Consider the following 15,803-nt stretch of genomic DNA (forward strand, 5'->3'; position numbering starts at 1 on the left):
CTGCCTCGCCGGGACATGCGCCGGGGGCAATTTCGTGAAACAGTTTTTCGTCCCAGCCGCATTGACCCGCGGCGGGCGGGCGGCGAGGACTGGCGTTTTCAACAGGGATGGCGCCCATGGGCGAGCAAACAATTTTGGGCGAACAGACGATTTTCCACAACGCGAAACTTGCCGATGGGTCGCTGGCGAACCTCTTCGTCACCGGCGGCCGCTTCAGTGCCGTCGCGCCGGCCGGCAAGGTGTCGCCGGCTGATCCTGCCGCCATCGATCACATCATGATCGATCTCGAAGGCCAGCTTGTCGTGCCGGCCTTCGTCGAAGGACATATGCATCTCGACACCTCGTTTTATGGCGATGCCTGGCGCCCGCACATTCCCTGCACCAAAGGGTTCGACGTGCGCGAGCGCGTGGCCTTCCAGGCGCAGAACCTTGCCGCCGCGGCGCCGATGGCCGAGCGGGCGAAGAACCAGCTCGAACTCTGCGTCGGCAATGGCAGCCTGGCCATGCGCAGCCATGTCATGGTCGATGCCTCGGTCGGGCTGAAACATGTCGAAACCATCCTGGCCGTGCGCGAAAAATACCGCGACCTTATCGACATCCAGCTCGTCGCCTTCCCGCAAAGCGGTATTCTGTCGTCCCCCGGTACGGTGGAGCTTCTGGATGAGGCGCTGAAGCTCGGCTGCGACCTCGTCGGCGGGCTCGATCCCGCCAGCTTCGACCGCGATGTGAAGGGCCATCTCGACGTGGTGTTCGCCCTGGCGCAGAAACATGGCGCCGGCGTCGACATCCACCTGCATGATGGCGGCACGCTCGGCCTGTTCCAGGTCGAGGAGATCGCGGCGCGGACAAAGGCTCTCGGCATGGCAAGCCATGTCGCCATCAGCCACGCCTATGGGCTGGGCGACATCCCGGCCGACGCGTTGGCGAAGGCCGGTGCGATGCTGGCGGCGGCCGGAGTCGCGATCATGACCAACGCGCCCGGCAACCACGCCTTCCCGCCGGTGGCGGCCCTGCGGCAAGCCGGCGTCACCGTGTTCAGCGGCTCCGACAACATCCGCGATTCCTGGTGGCCCTATGGCGATGGCGACATGCTTTCGCGAGCCAACATGATCGGCTACCGCTCCGGCTTCTACGAAGACCACGAACTGGCGGCGGCCTTCGATGTGGTGACCCATGCCGGCGCCAAGGCGCTGGGGCTGGAGGGCTACGGCATTGTGGTAGGCGCCAGCGCCGACTTCGTCGCCATGCGGGCGCAGCACGTGCCCGAGGCGGTGGTGGCCGTGCCGAGGGACCGCACAGTCTACCGGCGGGGCAGGGCGGTGGCGAGCGGCGGGACGGTGCTGGCGCGCTGAAGCCATGGCTTGGGGAAGGATGGGGGCCCGGCGGCCAGTGCAAGGGAGACACGCCGAGCCCCGCCGGCTTTCTGGCGGGAGCCGACATAATTAGATTAGCAATATCTAATGTAATTGCAAGATGGCGGCGAAGCTTCGTTGGGAACAGGGCTGCCGGCTAGAAGCCGGCGGCGCCCGCAACCATCATTAGCAAAACGGCAGCCGCAATGCCCCAGACCGCCGCCGCCGCCAAAACTCTCGCGTTCGGACGGAATCTACGATGCTGCCTTGGCAATTGGATTTTTGGCATGGCTCAGCGGTAGTCGAAATCGCAGACCCGTACCCTTTCGACAACCCAATGGTGATGGCGCCAATGCTTTCTGATCTTCACGAAGCAATGCCGGTTGTGATGTTTGCGCCAGCGATGATCGCGCCAGTGATGCCGGCCGTTATGCATGCCATTGTCCGTGGTGATGACGAGGCTGGCGGCCTGCGTCGGAGCGATGTTGACGGGGGACAGGACAGAGACAATGAGAAGTGCCGACAGCAGAATGGTTTTCACTTTGGATCCTCCAATTTATGTCCATGAGAGGGCGGCGGAACGTTTACGGAGCGGCTTTCGATCAGTTCGCCGCTCCGCGATCGGCTTGCTGAAACGATCGCGCCGGCACCGAAGACAGGGCGCGTGAGTCCGAAGAAGCCTCGCCGAAATAGAGCAGACCGCCGAGCACCAGGAATACAATCCCCACCGCCGCCAGTCCGACCATCAACACCGCGATCGCCGTACCCGGGCCGTGGCCCGTTCTGGTGATGATGGACCGATGGTGCATCGCTCTTCCTCCGAAATCGAGTCCGGTCCGCAGACCTTGCGGCAAACGACGACAGAGGCGGGATGTTCCCGATGAAGAGCCGCGTCGGCCTTTTGCGTTTCCTTTTGGGACCAAGGTCTTAGGTGGCTGGAGCAAAGGTCCGGTGAGTCCTGTTCGGTTCCGGCAATGTCCATTGGATGTTCCGCTATTTTAGCCAATTGAGATGTAATCCCTTTACCCTCTTGAGGGGCAAAGGCGGGCGTCGAAAGAGCAAAATGGCGACGTCCGACATGCCCGAAGCGATGTGCCATTCTCCACATTTCATCGGACCAAAGGCCCTTCGTGAGGAACTTCGTTCAGTCCGGGCGGCGGAGCAAAGAGGCTCATGCCAAACGCCAGGAATGCGAACTTGTGGCCCTCTCGCCGGTTGAGCGGCTCTGCCATGTCGCGACTGCGCACCGGCATGGCAAAGCCGAATTCGCCGCCCTGCCATCCGCCGCGGTCGATCCAGTACCGGTCCATGTCGGCACGCTTGCCGGCCCTTTTTTCGGGCGAGCGGAAGTTGATGGAGTGCCTGGCGTCGCAGACGCCAAGAAAATGGTTGGCGCCGCCACCGATGGCGATGCCTTCCATGACCAGCAGTGCCGCATCCTTGGGCCTCAGTCCGCACAGGTCGCGCGTGGCGTCGATGACGGCGCGCTTGGCCTCCGGCTGCCGGCTGCCCTGGAGCCCGCCGATGGCGACGGTGTAGCGGCCGGCGCCCAAGGGGCTGGCGCCCAAGGGGCCGGCGCCCAAGGGGCCGGCACCCAGGGGATAGAGGATGAAGCTCAGCCTGACCAGGTCGAGCCGGTCACTCTGTCGCGTCAGCCTGATCGAGAAGGCGCCTTCGTGGCTGGTGCCGGAATGAACGGACAGCCGCATGGTCAGCACGTAGGCATCGCGCCGTCCGGTCACTTGGCCGATGTCGATGGCCCGCCCGCGCCAGGCTGCTTCCAGCCGGTCTCGCGGCAAGCCCGCCGCCGCGAGATTGAAATGGTCGACCAGAAGGTCGAAGCCGCGATGGCCGGGCAGCCCAAGGGCGAAGAATTTGTAGGGCTTCTTGCGCAGCAGGTCGTCATGCGGGCAGCCGAGCCCATGCCGACGCCGGAAATCCATGAGGAAGCGGAGCCATTTGAAGACACTCACCGGTTTGCAGGCGAAGCGGGTGAGAAAGATCCTGGACTGCCGCATCCCCAGCCGCCCGCAAAGGCCGACGACCTGGCTGAAGACGCCTGCGGTTTTCCGCAGCCAGGCGCGCTCGCCCGTTTCGAAACTCAAGATCCATCCCACATGGCTGTCGTGGGAGCGGGTTTAGCCCGGAGGGATTACGCCGACATTGCGGGGAGCGAGGTCCGTCAGATCCCCTTCTACCCCAGCCACCACCACAGCGCCGCAACCACCGCCACAACAGCGGCAATCGCCAGACCCAGCATGATGTACGACCCCTTGATGATGTCGCGGATGATCTTCTTGATCGTCTCGCGGTCGTTGAGGTTGGGGAAGGGCTCGTTGGGCAGCGCCACGCCGAGGAACTCGCAGAGCGGCGCCCAGCCTTCGGTCACCTTGTAGACCAGCAGCTTGTGCGGCGGCACCGCCGCCTTCACCTCCTCGATATAGGCGTTGTATCGCGCCACCGCCTTGGCACGGTCGTCCATCACGCCGTCCAGCGTGCGGCCCCATACCAGCTTGCGCGACATGTCGCCGAATTTCCGCCCGAAAGGGGTCAGCCATTCCAGGATCTTGAACTGCCAGACATTCTCGGTGAAGTAGATCGTATCGATCGTGCTTTCGTACCACGCCTCGGCGCCGCTCGGGTGTAAGGTCAAAAGCACCTTGGCGTCGGGATAGGTGGCCAGCAATTCCTTCCATACGCAGCAGCCGGGGTTGTCGACGGTCGCCGTATAGTTGGCGAAGACACGGTTCCAGTCGTGCTGGCTGCCGGGCGGGCTGTTGGCCACCTTGCGCCAGAAGTCGAGATGGCCCTTGTTGGCCTTGTTCATGATCACTTCCTGCATGTGATAGCAGGGCAGGCCGAGCCTGTTCAGCGCGGCAAAAGTCGACCACGTGCCGGTGCGGCCGAAACCGGCCCCAATCAGTTTGAGCGTCATTCCCCCATCCCTGCGGACTTGTTTTCTAAGTTACCTCGGCCCGTGAGCATCAAATTGCTCCTGACCAGGCCTGCGCGCAATAGCCGTTGCCGAACCGGCCGATCACATACTTGCGAAGTTGCTAAAATAATGGAACGCTGTGTGCGGGCAATGGGAGTTGGGGAAGGGAGTCGTTGGAACCGGATCGGTTTCGGCGACTTTGGGCATCTATGTATTTTGGACAATTTCTCGTTGGGATGTCGGCCACTTCAGTCATTGTCGCGGTCTGGACCTATATGGCCACCGGTTCTTTCTGGGAGGCGCTAGCCTGGACGATCGCTGTGCTGGTTGTCCTGCAGGCCGGCTATTTCGTGCTCGTCGTGCGGCTGATCTTCAAACGCGCGCACGAGGCGACAAGCCGGGATGAGGTCGACGCTGTTCCGCCACTGCATCGCGACGGCGTCTGGTTTTGAGGCTGGGCACCCGGGATCGATCGACGCTTCGCGTTACCAGCCCATCCATTCGCGCGTGCGCCAGGCAAGACCGGCAAAGGGCGCCAGCAGTGCGATGACGACAAACATCAGCGTGAAGGGATGCTTGGTCACGGAGGGTCGGGGAGCCATGTCGCGATCGTCCTTGCTGGAAGATTTCATTTGGGAAATGTCGGGCACAACGTCATCACCGCGACATGGTTGCATCTGACGAAGGCCGTGCCGCTCGGCGGCTGGAACCAGACGATGGCGCCGGCGTTTTTCTGTTGTGACCGGTGAGGCTGCCACCTCCGTCGGCGCCGTTTGAGGCTCGCTCTGCTCCCGGCAGGGCGGGCCTTTTTCGTGCGTCGGGCGAAGCATTCGGGGAACGACGCCGCGCGTTCAACGTTAGCTGTTGCTAAGCAATGACGGACCGGCTTCACCTTCGTAAAGAGGCATTCCGATGCGTCTTTCCGACGCAAGTGGGCTCTGCGGCGAAATTCTCATGTAATATTGGAATCGCACGTAATTGATTATGGAATTTCGAAGCATATCAAGCTGTGATAGCTCACATTTAAAAACAATCGAAATCAGCGTTTAACGAACAATCTGCGTATTTATTCCAGAATTTGAGATGGAACCTAGCTGCTGTCACCGAGTTTCCCTGCCGGGTATAACCCAGATAGCTAACATGGAGACTTGTTATGAGACACTATCTTTCGAGTGCGGCAGCCGCGATCGTCCTGATGGGCGGCATTGGTGCGGCCTTGGCGGACACTATCGTCGTTCAGCCGGAGCAGGAGACGGTGGTTCGCGAATATGTCAAGAAGCAGCCGCTGGCATCCGTGAATTTGCTAGGCCTCGAGCTCAAGCTCGGCTCGCCAGTGCCGGACAAGGTCGAATTGCGCGAAGTGCCGAACGTCAAGTATCGCGTCGCCGTGATCAACGACCAGACCGTGCTCGTCGACCCCGATACACGTCAGATCGTCGAGGTTCTGCACTGATCCAGGGCTCGGCCAGGGCAGGTGGGCATGAGGCCAACTTAGCCCTGGGAAAAAGCCCGCCATCGGCTTCGCGGCCGTGGCGGGCTTTCTTCTGAAGTTCCTATTCGGCGGCCAGCTTGTCCTGCGTCTTGGTGTCGAAATCGCCGGCGTCGTGGCGCTCGTGCAGCTGCAGGGCCGGTTCGCCGAAGGCGCGGTTGACCATGCGGCCGCGCTTGACCGCCGGGCGAGCGTCGATCGCCTTCGCCCAGCGCTGGACATGGCTGTACTCCTGAACGGACAGGAAGTCGGCGGAATCATTGTACATGCGTCCGAGCGCCAGCCCGCCATACCAGGGCCACACCGCCATGTCGGCTATCGAGTAATCCTTGCCGCCGAGATATTCCGTCTCGGCCAGCCGGCGGTCGAGCACATCCATCTGGCGCTTTGTTTCCATGGCGAAGCGGTCGATGGCGTATTCGAATTTCTGCGGCGCATAGGCGTAGAAATGGCCGAAGCCGCCGCCCAGATATGGCGCGGAGCCCATCTGCCAGAACAGCCAGGACAGCACTTCCGCGCGGGCCGGCTGTTCGGTGGGCAGGAATTCGCCGAACTTTTCGGCGAGATAGACCAGGATCGAGCCGGACTCGAAGATGCGCACCGGCGTCGCGCCACTGCGGTCCATCAGAGCCGGGATCTTGGAGTTGGGATTGACCTCGACAAAGCCGCTGCCGAACTGGTCGCCATCGTTGATCCTGATGAGCCAGGCATCGTATTCGGCGCCCTTGTGGCCAAGCGCCAGCAGTTCCTCCAGCATGACAGTCACCTTGACCCCGTTCGGTGTCGCCAGCGAATAGAGCTGCAGCGGATGCTTGCCGACGGGCAGTTCCTTGTCATGCGTCGGTCCGGCGATCGGCCGGTTGATGCTGGCAAAGGCGCCGCCATTTGCCTTGTTCCAGGTCCATACTTTCGGCGGGGTGTATTCTGTCATGTCGGCCTCGGGTTGGGGAGTGGGAGGATGGATTGGTCGGATCCATCTACAGCTAGGGCTGCGGAGGCGGAAGTTCAACTTGCGTTGAACTATTGTCGATGTTGGTGAAGCGCCTGCGCCCGGCCCTTCGCAAAGCTCAGGGCGTTCGAAGCTCGAAAAGCCAAGCAATTGGCTTTTCGTCCGCTGCGCGGACCGCTTCTCACCCCTTGCGCGCTCCTCTCAACGGCATACCTATAGAACAAGCCGCCAAGCATTTGCATCGCAGGACAAAATCATGGCCATCAATCCCAATCCGCGCTCCGTCGTCGCCGTGCGCGCCACCGTTCCCGACGATGCTTTTACCGCTGGTGCGCTGGGCACGCTTAGGGAAGGCAGCGGCGTCGTCATCCGCAATGACGGGCTGGTGTTGACCATCGGCTATCTCATCACCGAGGCCGAGGAGGTCTGGCTGACCGCGCATGACGGCCGCGTCATCCCGGCGCATGCGCTGGCCTATGACCAGGAGTCCGGCTTCGGCCTGGTCCAGGCACTGGCGCCGACCGGGCTGCCGGCGGTGGCGCTCGGTGATGCCGGCAAGGCCCGGATCGGCGACGCGGTGGTGCTTGCCGACGGCGTCGGCCGGGCGGTCGAGGCGAAAATCGTGACCAAGCAGGAATTCGCCGGCTATTGGGAGTATCTGCTCGACGAGGCGATCTTCATCGCGCCCGCGCATCCGTCCTGGGGCGGGGCGCCGCTGTTTAGCGCCGATGGCGCGCTGCTCGGCATCGGCTCGCTGCGCCTGCAGATGAGCCGCGCCGGCGAGGTCGCCGATATCAACATGGTGGTGCCGATTGATCTGCTGCCGCCGATCCTCGACGATCTCTTGACGCGCGGCCAGGTGGCCAAGCCGCCGCGCCCGTGGCTCGGCGCGCTGTCGGCCGAAAGCGACGGCAAGGTGGTGGTGATGAGCGTCACCGAGGGCGGCCCGGCGGCCAAGGCCGGCCTGCGCCAGGGTGATGTCATCTCCGAGGTTCGCGACGGCGCCGTTGACGGGCTCGCCGACTTCTATCGCAAGCTGTGGGACAGCGGCTCGGCCGGCGCCGAGATCCCGATGCGGGTGGTGCGCGACGGCCGCGAAACCTGGCTGCGCGTCAAATCCGGCGACCGCGGCAGCTTTTTGAAGAAGCCACAGCTGCAGTAGCCGCGTTGCATCGGTAATGCATCCAAGACTGCTCAGGACCTTCCTTGCGGTGGCGCGTAGCCGCAACATCACCCGCGCCGCCGAGGCGGTGAACCTCGCCCAATCGAGTGTCAGCGACCAGCTCCAGACCCTCGAGGCCGAACTGGGTGCCGCCTTGTTCACGCGCTCCAAGGCCGGCCTGGAGCTGACGCCGGCGGGGCTGGCGCTGAAGCCGATCGCCGAAGAGTTGCTGCGGCTCGATGGCGAGGGACGTGCGGCCGTGCTGGCGGCGGTGGGACAAACAAGCGGAACGCTGACCATCGGCGCGCTGGAAACGATCGCCTCGGCCCGGCTGGCGCCCTGGCTGCCAGGGTTTCAGGCCAGCCATCCCGGCATCACCGTACGGATGAAGGTGAGCGACAGCGGCACGCTGCGGCGCCTGCTGGAGGACGGTGACATCGACGTCGCCTTCTGCTTCGAGCGGCGCGATGGTGCGAAGGACGCCGATGCGCGCCTGGCCAGGCGCACGATCGGGGCCGAACCGTTGGTTCTGGTCGCGGCTCCCGGGCAAGTCACCGCGCCGCGCGACCTGGCCGCCCTTGCCGCGCTACGCTTCGTGGCGACCGAGCCCGGCTGCATCTACCGGCGTATGTTCGACACCGCCTTTGCCGAGGCTGATATGGCGGCGCCCAGACTTGCCGCGGAAGTCGGCAGCGTCGGTGCCATTGCCCGGCTGGTGGCGGCCGGTGCCGGGCTCGGCCTCGTTCCACGCCTCGCGGTCAGCGACGCGCTTGGGCGTGGCGATCTTGTCGAACTGCCGTGGCCCGGCCCAGCACAGGCGGCACCGCTGGTGATGATCTGGCGACGCCGGCGCGTCCAGCCGCCGGCGCTCAAGCAATTGCTTGCCGCCGCGCGCGACACGCTGGTGCCGGAACGTCTGGAGGCGGGTTCAGAACTTGAATCGGCTGATGGCTCCAAGCCATTGTTTCCAAACAACTCCTTGGAAGAGAACGTCATCAGCTAAACCAGCCGGTGCCCGCCTTCGACATGCAGCGTCGTGCCGGTGGTAAAACCGTTGCCGATGAGGAAGAAAATGGCGTCGGCGATGTCTGCGGGTTGGCCGACCCTGCCGACCGGCAGCCGCTCGGCCATCGCGGCCAGCGTTTCGGCCTTCCTGTCGCCGGCGACCTGCGCCCAGATCGTGGTGTCGACCCAGCCGGGTGAGACGGCGTTGACGCGGATCGGCGCGAGTTCGACGGCCAGCGCCCGCACCAACCCTTCGAGCGCGGCGTTGACGGTGGCGACGACCGAGCCGCGCGCGGCCGGCCGGTAGGCGGCGATGCCGGAGACGAAGGTCATCGAGCCGCTCGCTGCCAGCCGTGGGGTGCCGTGCTTGGCAAGCAGCAGCGGGCCGAAGAGCTTGCTGTCGACCGCGCGTTGCGCCGCCTTGAGGTCAAGCTCCGGCAGCAGCCTGTAGGCGCCTTCGATGTCGGCCGCCGTGCTGACGATATGGTCGAGCCCGCCGATGCGCGCGAACAACGCCGCAACCTGGTCTTCCCGGGCGATGTCGACCACGGCCACCTCCAGGCCGGGGGGATTGCCAAGCGCCTCGCGTGCCTGTTGCAGCCGGTCCTCACCGCGCCCGGCAATGACGATTTCGGCACCGGCCTCGACGCAGCGCCTGGCCAGCGCCAGGCCCATGCCGGAGCCGCCACCGACGATGAGGATCTTCTGGTTCGAAAGGTTCATTTCGCTCTGCCTTTGCTGGATGGGACAAGGGCAGGGAATTGGCAGGTCGGCGTGCGGAGGGGAAACGGAAGAAACCGATGGTGCCATCGGAAAAGCCGATGATGCCGCGCACCAACGCGGTTTCGTTCAGCGTACCAGCGGGCTGTCCCAGACGACGAACAGCAGCGCTTTCAGCTGATCGAAGCGCTCCGGTCCGAGCTCGGTGCGCCACTCCTCCTCGATGTCGCGCAATATGTCGACCATCTTCCAGAAGGCGGCATGGCCGCGTTCGGTGGCGTGCACAACGCGCGCGCTGCCTTCGCCGTCGGAGCGGACGAGATAGCCGTAGCCCTCAAGGCTGCTGAGCAGCTGGTTGATGGCCTGTTTGCTCATGCCGGCACGTTCGGCAATGGTGCCAGGGCGCGCGCCATCCGGGCCGGGAAACTGTAGCACGGCCATATGCGGCAGGCGCAATTCGTCGAAACCGGCGGCGTTGAGCTCCTTGATCAGCCGGCGCTGGATGGCCTGCGCCGGCACGCGCAGCAGGGCGCCGATCAAAAGGTTCTCGGTCTTGGTCTGCAGAACTTCGGTGGAGGTGGCCATTGACGATCCGGTAAATTGAGTTTACTGGTTGCTAGTAAATGTAATTTACCGGAAGGGTTTGCGCAATGTCAGCCATGGATCTTCAGGTCAACCCAGCCAATGAGACCATCGGCACCAAGGGGCTGTCGGTTCGCTTCCTGGTATCGGGCGAAAATTCGAACGGCAGTGTCGCCGCCTTCGAACTGATGGTGCCGGGCGCGCAGCGCCTGCCCGCGCCGGCGCACAGCCACGATCATTACGAGGAAACGATCTACGGCATTGACGGGGTCCTGACCTGGACCGTGGACGGCAAGCCGATCGAGGTTGGGCCAGGGGAGGCGCTGTGCATCCCGCGCGGTGCCGTCCACCGCTTCGACAACAATGGTACCAGGGATGCCAAGGCGCTGTGCGTCATCACGCCGGCGGCGATCGGTCCCGACTATTTTCGCGAGGCATTCGGCTTACTCAACGCCGCCGCCGGCGGGCCGCCTGACAAGGCCAAGATGATGGAGATCATGCGCCGCCACGGGCTGACGCCGGCAATGCCGCCACCGGCCTGATGCCGGCCGCAAGGGCAGGGCGCGTTCCTTATTCCTGGCAAGCGGCGAAGGCGTCGCCTGAATTCCAGTCCTTGAAGGCAACGATCTGGCCTTCAGCCGACACGGTCTTGTGCTTCGTGCTGCCGTCCGGCTGCTGCTTCGAACTGGTGCCCTTGCCGGTCAGCACATTGTAGTCACAGGCGCTGGCGGCATTCTCCTGCAGGTAATCATCGGAATCGTAGGCGAAGCCGGCAACGATGAAGGCGCCGTTGCGCCAGGCGATGGTCAGCGTCTGGTTGGTGCGCTCGCTGCCGATCTCCGGCGCCGGCAGATAGAATTTGATAGAGCCGTTGGGCAGCATCGTCAGTTCCGGCTCGGTGGCGGAGTTCTCGTAGCCCGGCCGGTCGTAGCCGTTCCAATCGCCACCGATCTGCTCGCGCACGATTTCGACGGGCTTGAGGTAATTGTGCTCGATATCCCTGAGGAAGAAATGGATGTCCATCGGGTCGCTCGGCCCGGTCTCGACCACCATGGCAAGGTCGGGAGCGCCGTCGCCATTGAAGTCGCCGGTCAGCGCGGTGATGATTTTTTGGGTTTCGATCGGCTTGGCGAGGGCCACGCCCGGCAGCAACAAGGCAAGGGCGAAGAGCAGAAATTTCATGGCTTGTTCCCCCGAGACCGAGATGGCCCACCCAAGCACGACCATGGCAGGTATTGCGGGATTTTCTACGGCAAAGGCGGAAGAAAATCTTTCAGGTCGGGGACAGCGGCGCGCGAAGGAAGGCCCGCCTTCCTATTCCCGGTTGGCGCTCGCAAACACCACCAGGTTCCCGTCGGGATCGCGCATGCGCATGATCCAGAAATGGTCGGCCTCCTCGATCGGGCCGGGCTCAAGGCCGGCATTCACCAGCCTCTGCCTTTCGGGCGCCAGCGGCAGCACGCCGAGCGTCAGCGTCGAGCTGCCGGCCTTGTCCTTGTCCTCGAAGAGCTGCACCTCGGCGCTTTCGGTGAATTGCCACTCGGCCAGTCCCGGCATGGGGCGGCGCAGCGGCGGCTTGCCGAAGAGTTTTTCGTACCAGCCGATGCTGGCCTCGAGGTCGGAGCAGCTGACATGGGCGAAAATGGTTTCTATTGCCATCGTGACCTCCATCGAGCCGGTTGCACTCTTGCCGGAACGCGGCGATGGGTGGTGCGTTCCGTCGCTTCGCGGCAGCGTGTCCCATTGCTGACGAAAACTGACAGTGGACCATGCCACGATGCGGGGAATCGCACGATGACGGAGGCAAGATGACCGCGCCAGCGACAACAATTCTGAACCGGCAGGCCCGCTGATGGCGCCGGTCAAGGTCGATCCCGACAAGGTCCGGGAATTCCCCGATGCGGCGAGTTTCTACGCCTGGCTCGGCCAGCACCACGCCACGGAAAGCGAGGTGTGGATCAAGGTGCACAAGGTCGGGTCTGGACTAAAGTCGATCACGCCGAAGGAGGCCATCGACGTGGTGCTGTGCTTCGGCTGGATCGACGCGGTGCGCAAGGGGCTGGATGAGAACAGTTTTCTCCAGCGCTACACGCCGCGCGGCAAGAGGAGCATCTGGAGCAAGATCAACATCGACAATGTCGCGCGGCTGATCGAGGAGGGCCGCATGACCGGGCATGGGCTGAAGCAAGTCGAGGCCGCCAAAGCCGACGGGCGCTGGGCACGCGCCTATGGCGGCAGCAAGGAGATGAAAATCCCCGACGATCTGCAGGCGGCCATCGATGCCGAGCCGGCGGCCAAGGCCATGCTGGAAAAGCTCAGCGCGCAAAACCGCTTCTCGCTTGCCTTCCGCACCCACAACATGAAGACGGAGGCCGGCCGCAAGAAGAAGATCGAGACCTTCGTCGCGATGCTGAAACGCGGCGAGACGATCTATCCGCAGGGCAAGAAGTAGGCGTTCAGCCGCCCGAGTGCGGATCGATGCTGTAGGGATGGACCGGATAGCCCTGGCCGATGGCATCGCGCACGCGGCCGGTCCAGGCGAGGAATGCCGGGTAGTCCGTTGGAGAAAAACCGCAATCCCCGGCGCGGTGGCTGTAGGCATAGACGGCGATGTCGGCGATGGTGAGGTCGTTCCCGGTCAGGAACGGCATGTCGGCAAGGCTGCGGTCCAGCGCGGCGAGTGTGCGGGTGCCGGCCTCGCGCTTGCCGGCAACCATGGCCTGGTTGCGCTCGAGCCGTCCGGTCAAGGTCCAGAAACGCAGCGAGCCGATGACGGGCTCGACATTGTACTGTTCGAAGAACAGCCACTGCATGATCTTGGCGCGCCGGTAGCGGTCCGCCGGCAGCAAGGGCGTGGCTTCGGCGAGATAGGTGAGGATCGCATTGGATTCGGCGATGGCGCTGCCGTCCTCGAGCTGGAGCACGGGAACGGCAGCGGCCGGGTTGAGTGCGTGAAACGCATCGGTGTGGCTCTCGCCCTCGAAAATCGAGACGATGCGGGTCTCGTAAGGGATCTTCAGCAGGCCGAGCAGAACCCGGACTTTCCAGCCATTTTGCGATGGCAGATAATCGTGAAGCGTGAGCATGGCCGGTCCTCGTGATGGCTGGACGATCGCATGGCGCGATGCCGGACGACACCCGATTCCTGCGCAGTTAATTCATGCACTCCATCGCACAATGACTGCGATCTCCACCGCCTAATAAACCAATTCCGTCCGTGCCATCTTTTCCCTGAGACGACACACAGAGGCAACCCATGACCACACCCCCCAACAAAGTCGCCCTCGTCACCGGCGCCAATCGTGGCATCGGGCTGGAGACCGGCCGCCAGTTGGCGAAAATCGGCTTCACCGTGCTGCTCGGCGTGCGCGACCGCGCCAAGGGCGAGGCGGCGGCGAAAGGGCTTGATGGCCATGTCGAGGCGATCGCGCTCGATGTTGCAGCACCTGACGCCGCAGCAAGGGCAGGCGATGAGGTGCAGCGCCGGTTCGGCCGGCTCGACGTGCTGATCAACAACGCCGCCATCCACTACGACAGCGGCTCGCGCGCCTTGCAGCCGGACTGGACCGTGATCCGCGAGGCGTTCGAGACCAATGTCTTCGGCGCCTGGCGGGTGGCTGCGGCCTTCGCACCGCTGCTCAAGGCTGGCGGGCATGGCCGGCTGGTCAATGTCTCTTCCGAAGGCGGTTCGCTGGCCTCGATGGGAGCGGGCGCACCGGCCTATTCCACGTCGAAGGCGGCGCTCAATGCGCTGACTTGCGTCTTGGCGGCCGAACTGCGCGGCTCCGGCGTGCTGGTCAACGCCATCTGCCCTGGCTGGGTCGCCACCGACATGGGCGGGCCGGGCGGGCGCCCGGTGGCGCAAGGGGCGGCGGGCATCGTCTGGGCCGCGACCTTGCCGGATAACGGCCCGACCGGCGGCTTTTTCCGCGACGGCAAAAGACTGCCGTGGTGAGCGAGCAGGAGGCGAAGATGAAGATAGGCATTCTGGGCGCCGGCATGATCGGCGGCACGGTCGGACGGCTGTGGGCTGAGGCCCGACATGAGGTGACCTTCGGTGTGCGGCATCCCGAACGGTTGCACTCGATGCTTTCCGGCCTTGGCGGCAAGGCCATGGCGGGATCGGCCCTCGATGCCGTCGCCGGCGCGGATGTCGTGCTGGCCGCCATCCCGTTTCGGGCCTGGCCGGGCGTCGCGGCCGAGATCGCGGCAGCGCTCGGCGACAAGGTGCTGCTCGACGCCACGGTGCCCGACCCGCCGCGCGACGGCGCGTTCGGCGATGCCGCGCTTGCCCGCAAGGACGGCGTGGCCTTTGCCGTCGCGCCGCTCCTGCCGCGCGCGAAACTCGTTCGGGCCTTCAGCACTGTGATGTGGACGACGCTGCAATCGCAGGCGCATCGCGCGGGCGACAGGATAGGCATTCCACTTGCCGGCGATGATGCCGGGGCTATCGCCCTGGCAGGGGAGTTGGTGCGCGATGCCGGCTTCGATCCGGTCGTGGTCGGACCGTTGTCGCAGGCCCGCCGCTTCGATCCAGGCACTGCCGTCTTCGACAGCGGTATGAGCGGACGGCAGGTTCGGGCGGCACTCGGGGTGGCTTGAGGCGGTTCACGATCTGAATCGTGGAATTGCTGTAAGTGCTTGTTTTTGCAAACGTCCAGCCATGGTGCCTGGCCACAATCGCACACAAGAAAAAGCCGCCCTCGCTTTTCAGCGAATGGCGGCCCTTTCCCGGGAGGAAGTCAGAAAGAAAGTTAGCGATCAAGCCGCCTTGGCGTGCTTGTGGCCATGCTTCCTGTAGGTACGCTTGTGGGTGTGCTTCTTGGCGACGTGCCGGTGGTGATGCTTCTTGCCCGCGTGCCGGTGAGCGTGCTTGCGAACATGCCTGTGGTGCTTCTTGTGGTGCCGGTGACGCTTGTGCGCGGCCGCCTTGACCGGTGTCTTCGCTGCGTCCACCGCAGCGGGAGCCGCCGGAGCGGTCGCGGGGGCGGTCGTCGTTGCCGGAGCGGTCGTCGTCGTGGTGGTCGTGGCCGCCGCATTGGCGGTGCCGACAACCGGAATTGCCAGACCGAGAGCGATGGCCAGGCCGAGCGCGGAGAGGAGGGGCTTGTTCATGATGGGCTTTCCTTCAAAAATTGCTGTCACTGGTCGAGGTCGACCGGTGTCACGCCGAGAAGTTTCAGGGCGTTGGCGTAGGTCCGGATGCCTTGCGCCTGCTTGCGCTCGGCACAGAACCGGTTCGCCTTGTCCTGGAGTGCCGTTGCCTGCGCGATCTGGCTCGCGCTGGCACCCGGTTCGGCTTTGGTCCGGATGGCTCCGTCGAGTTGAAGACCGAGCCGGCTGCAATATTCGCTCCGGGTAACCGCCGCTTCCGCACCCGATTGCGCGACCGCAAGCATGGCAAGCGAAATGCCGGCGAGGGCAGCCATCCATCCGGTCGAACGTCGTTGCATTGTCGGGACCATCCCTTTGCGTTGTGTGCGACCGCTGTCCGGTCGCTGCGAGGATGGTTATGACAGGCGATGTTTTCCTCAGTTTTTCCCGGATGTTGAATCTTGTTTCTGAAGTGTGTCTGGCCGGGTTTTTCCTTCTCCCCTTGTGGGAGAAGG

At 64.0% G+C, this 15,803-nt stretch carries 22 protein-coding genes; 9 read left to right on the forward strand and 13 right to left on the reverse strand.

Features of this window, described 5'->3' with window-relative positions:
• Window positions 1-116: 116 nt before the first annotated feature.
• Window positions 117-1,352: an amidohydrolase family protein gene (locus AC04SF_RS07320; protein ID WP_488477174.1), complete on the forward strand. Its 1,236-nt coding sequence runs from the start codon at window positions 117-119 to the stop codon at window positions 1,350-1,352.
• A gap of 292 nt (window positions 1,353-1,644) precedes the next feature.
• On the opposite strand, the gene AC04SF_RS07325 is transcribed toward AC04SF_RS07320, so the two are convergent.
• The 4 genes from AC04SF_RS07325 to AC04SF_RS07340 form a co-directional block, all read right to left on the reverse strand.
• Window positions 1,645-1,893, reverse strand: a complete 249-nt coding sequence (locus AC04SF_RS07325; protein ID WP_488477175.1) for a hypothetical protein — start codon at window positions 1,891-1,893, stop codon at window positions 1,645-1,647.
• A gap of 61 nt (window positions 1,894-1,954) precedes the next feature.
• Window positions 1,955-2,161: a hypothetical protein gene (locus tag AC04SF_RS07330; RefSeq protein WP_488477176.1), complete on the reverse strand. Its 207-nt coding sequence runs from the start codon at window positions 2,159-2,161 to the stop codon at window positions 1,955-1,957.
• A gap of 300 nt (window positions 2,162-2,461) precedes the next feature.
• Entirely contained in the window at window positions 2,462-3,457 is a 996-nt protein-coding gene (locus tag AC04SF_RS07335) for a DUF535 family protein (protein WP_488477177.1), read from the reverse strand.
• An 89-nt stretch (window positions 3,458-3,546) separates the two neighbouring features.
• Window positions 3,547-4,287, reverse strand: coding sequence for a sulfotransferase family protein (locus AC04SF_RS07340; RefSeq protein WP_488477178.1), 741 nt, complete (start codon window positions 4,285-4,287; stop codon window positions 3,547-3,549).
• Between the two features lie 236 nt (window positions 4,288-4,523).
• Between AC04SF_RS07340 and AC04SF_RS07345 the strand changes: the two genes are divergently transcribed.
• Window positions 4,524-4,739 carry an exopolysaccharide production repressor protein gene (locus AC04SF_RS07345; protein ID WP_488477179.1) on the forward strand — a complete coding sequence of 72 codons (216 nt, stop codon included), beginning with the start codon at window positions 4,524-4,526 and terminating at the stop codon, window positions 4,737-4,739.
• Window positions 4,740-4,772: 33 nt separating this feature from the next.
• Here the strand turns inward: AC04SF_RS07345 and AC04SF_RS07350 are convergent, their stop codons facing one another.
• Entirely contained in the window at window positions 4,773-4,919 is a 147-nt protein-coding gene (locus AC04SF_RS07350; RefSeq protein WP_488477180.1) for a hypothetical protein, read from the reverse strand.
• A gap of 521 nt (window positions 4,920-5,440) precedes the next feature.
• Here AC04SF_RS07350 and AC04SF_RS07355 point away from each other — a divergent pair.
• A complete protein-coding gene (locus AC04SF_RS07355; protein WP_488477181.1) occupies window positions 5,441-5,740 on the forward strand; it encodes a DUF1236 domain-containing protein in 300 nt (99 codons plus the stop codon).
• Between the two features lie 100 nt (window positions 5,741-5,840).
• Here AC04SF_RS07355 and yghU read toward each other — a convergent pair whose 3' ends face one another.
• A complete protein-coding gene (gene yghU, locus AC04SF_RS07360) occupies window positions 5,841-6,707 on the reverse strand; it encodes a glutathione-dependent disulfide-bond oxidoreductase (protein ID WP_488477182.1) in 867 nt (288 codons plus the stop codon).
• Between the two features lie 274 nt (window positions 6,708-6,981).
• On the opposite strand from yghU, the gene AC04SF_RS07365 reads away from it, so the two are divergent.
• Both AC04SF_RS07365 and AC04SF_RS07370 read left to right on the forward strand, forming a co-directional pair.
• Window positions 6,982-7,887: a S1C family serine protease gene (locus AC04SF_RS07365; RefSeq protein WP_202353310.1), complete on the forward strand. Its 906-nt coding sequence runs from the start codon at window positions 6,982-6,984 to the stop codon at window positions 7,885-7,887.
• A 16-nt stretch (window positions 7,888-7,903) separates the two neighbouring features.
• The gene (locus AC04SF_RS07370) at window positions 7,904-8,890 is read left to right on the forward strand and encodes a LysR family transcriptional regulator (protein WP_488477183.1); all 987 of its coding nucleotides are present in this window, start codon (window positions 7,904-7,906) and stop codon (window positions 8,888-8,890) included.
• Here AC04SF_RS07370 and AC04SF_RS07375 read toward each other — a convergent pair.
• Together AC04SF_RS07375 and AC04SF_RS07380 are read right to left on the reverse strand one after the other, a co-directional pair.
• Window positions 8,887-9,615 (reverse strand): SDR family oxidoreductase, encoded by a 729-nt coding sequence (locus AC04SF_RS07375; protein ID WP_488477184.1) that lies wholly within the window; start codon window positions 9,613-9,615, stop codon window positions 8,887-8,889. The genes AC04SF_RS07370 and AC04SF_RS07375 overlap by 4 nt on opposite strands.
• A gap of 126 nt (window positions 9,616-9,741) precedes the next feature.
• On the reverse strand, window positions 9,742-10,197 hold the full coding sequence (locus AC04SF_RS07380) for a MarR family winged helix-turn-helix transcriptional regulator (protein WP_488477185.1): 456 nt from the start codon (window positions 10,195-10,197) through the stop codon (window positions 9,742-9,744).
• A gap of 65 nt (window positions 10,198-10,262) precedes the next feature.
• Between AC04SF_RS07380 and AC04SF_RS07385 the strand changes: the two genes are divergently transcribed.
• Complete coding sequence (locus AC04SF_RS07385) at window positions 10,263-10,736, forward strand: cupin domain-containing protein (protein ID WP_202353313.1); 474 nt, start codon at window positions 10,263-10,265, stop codon at window positions 10,734-10,736.
• A 28-nt stretch (window positions 10,737-10,764) separates the two neighbouring features.
• Here AC04SF_RS07385 and AC04SF_RS07390 read toward each other — a convergent pair whose 3' ends face one another.
• Entirely contained in the window at window positions 10,765-11,376 is a 612-nt protein-coding gene (locus tag AC04SF_RS07390) for a hypothetical protein (protein WP_488477186.1), read from the reverse strand.
• Window positions 11,377-11,508: 132 nt separating this feature from the next.
• Entirely contained in the window at window positions 11,509-11,853 is a 345-nt protein-coding gene (locus AC04SF_RS07395; RefSeq protein ID WP_488477187.1) for a VOC family protein, read from the reverse strand.
• Between the two features lie 193 nt (window positions 11,854-12,046).
• Between AC04SF_RS07395 and AC04SF_RS07400 the strand changes: the two genes are divergently transcribed.
• Complete coding sequence (locus AC04SF_RS07400) at window positions 12,047-12,646, forward strand: YdeI/OmpD-associated family protein (RefSeq protein ID WP_488477188.1); 600 nt, start codon at window positions 12,047-12,049, stop codon at window positions 12,644-12,646.
• Window positions 12,647-12,650: 4 nt separating this feature from the next.
• On the opposite strand, the gene AC04SF_RS07405 is transcribed toward AC04SF_RS07400, so the two are convergent.
• Window positions 12,651-13,280 carry a glutathione S-transferase family protein gene (locus AC04SF_RS07405; RefSeq protein WP_488477189.1) on the reverse strand — a complete coding sequence of 210 codons (630 nt, stop codon included), beginning with the start codon at window positions 13,278-13,280 and terminating at the stop codon, window positions 12,651-12,653.
• A gap of 170 nt (window positions 13,281-13,450) precedes the next feature.
• On the opposite strand from AC04SF_RS07405, the gene AC04SF_RS07410 reads away from it, so the two are divergent.
• Together AC04SF_RS07410 and AC04SF_RS07415 are read left to right on the forward strand one after the other, a co-directional pair.
• Complete coding sequence (locus AC04SF_RS07410; RefSeq protein WP_488477190.1) at window positions 13,451-14,149, forward strand: SDR family NAD(P)-dependent oxidoreductase; 699 nt, start codon at window positions 13,451-13,453, stop codon at window positions 14,147-14,149.
• 17 nt (window positions 14,150-14,166) lie between these two features.
• Window positions 14,167-14,796 carry an NADPH-dependent F420 reductase gene (locus tag AC04SF_RS07415; protein ID WP_488477191.1) on the forward strand — a complete coding sequence of 210 codons (630 nt, stop codon included), beginning with the start codon at window positions 14,167-14,169 and terminating at the stop codon, window positions 14,794-14,796.
• 159 nt (window positions 14,797-14,955) lie between these two features.
• Here AC04SF_RS07415 and AC04SF_RS07420 read toward each other — a convergent pair whose 3' ends face one another.
• Together AC04SF_RS07420 and AC04SF_RS07425 are read right to left on the reverse strand one after the other, a co-directional pair.
• Window positions 14,956-15,309: a hypothetical protein gene (locus tag AC04SF_RS07420; protein WP_488477192.1), complete on the reverse strand. Its 354-nt coding sequence runs from the start codon at window positions 15,307-15,309 to the stop codon at window positions 14,956-14,958.
• A 26-nt stretch (window positions 15,310-15,335) separates the two neighbouring features.
• Window positions 15,336-15,647: a hypothetical protein gene (locus AC04SF_RS07425; RefSeq protein WP_488477193.1), complete on the reverse strand. Its 312-nt coding sequence runs from the start codon at window positions 15,645-15,647 to the stop codon at window positions 15,336-15,338.
• Between the last annotated feature and the right edge of the window lie 156 nt (window positions 15,648-15,803).

It is taken from the genome of Mesorhizobium sp. CNPSo 4671 (genome assembly GCF_057784245.1).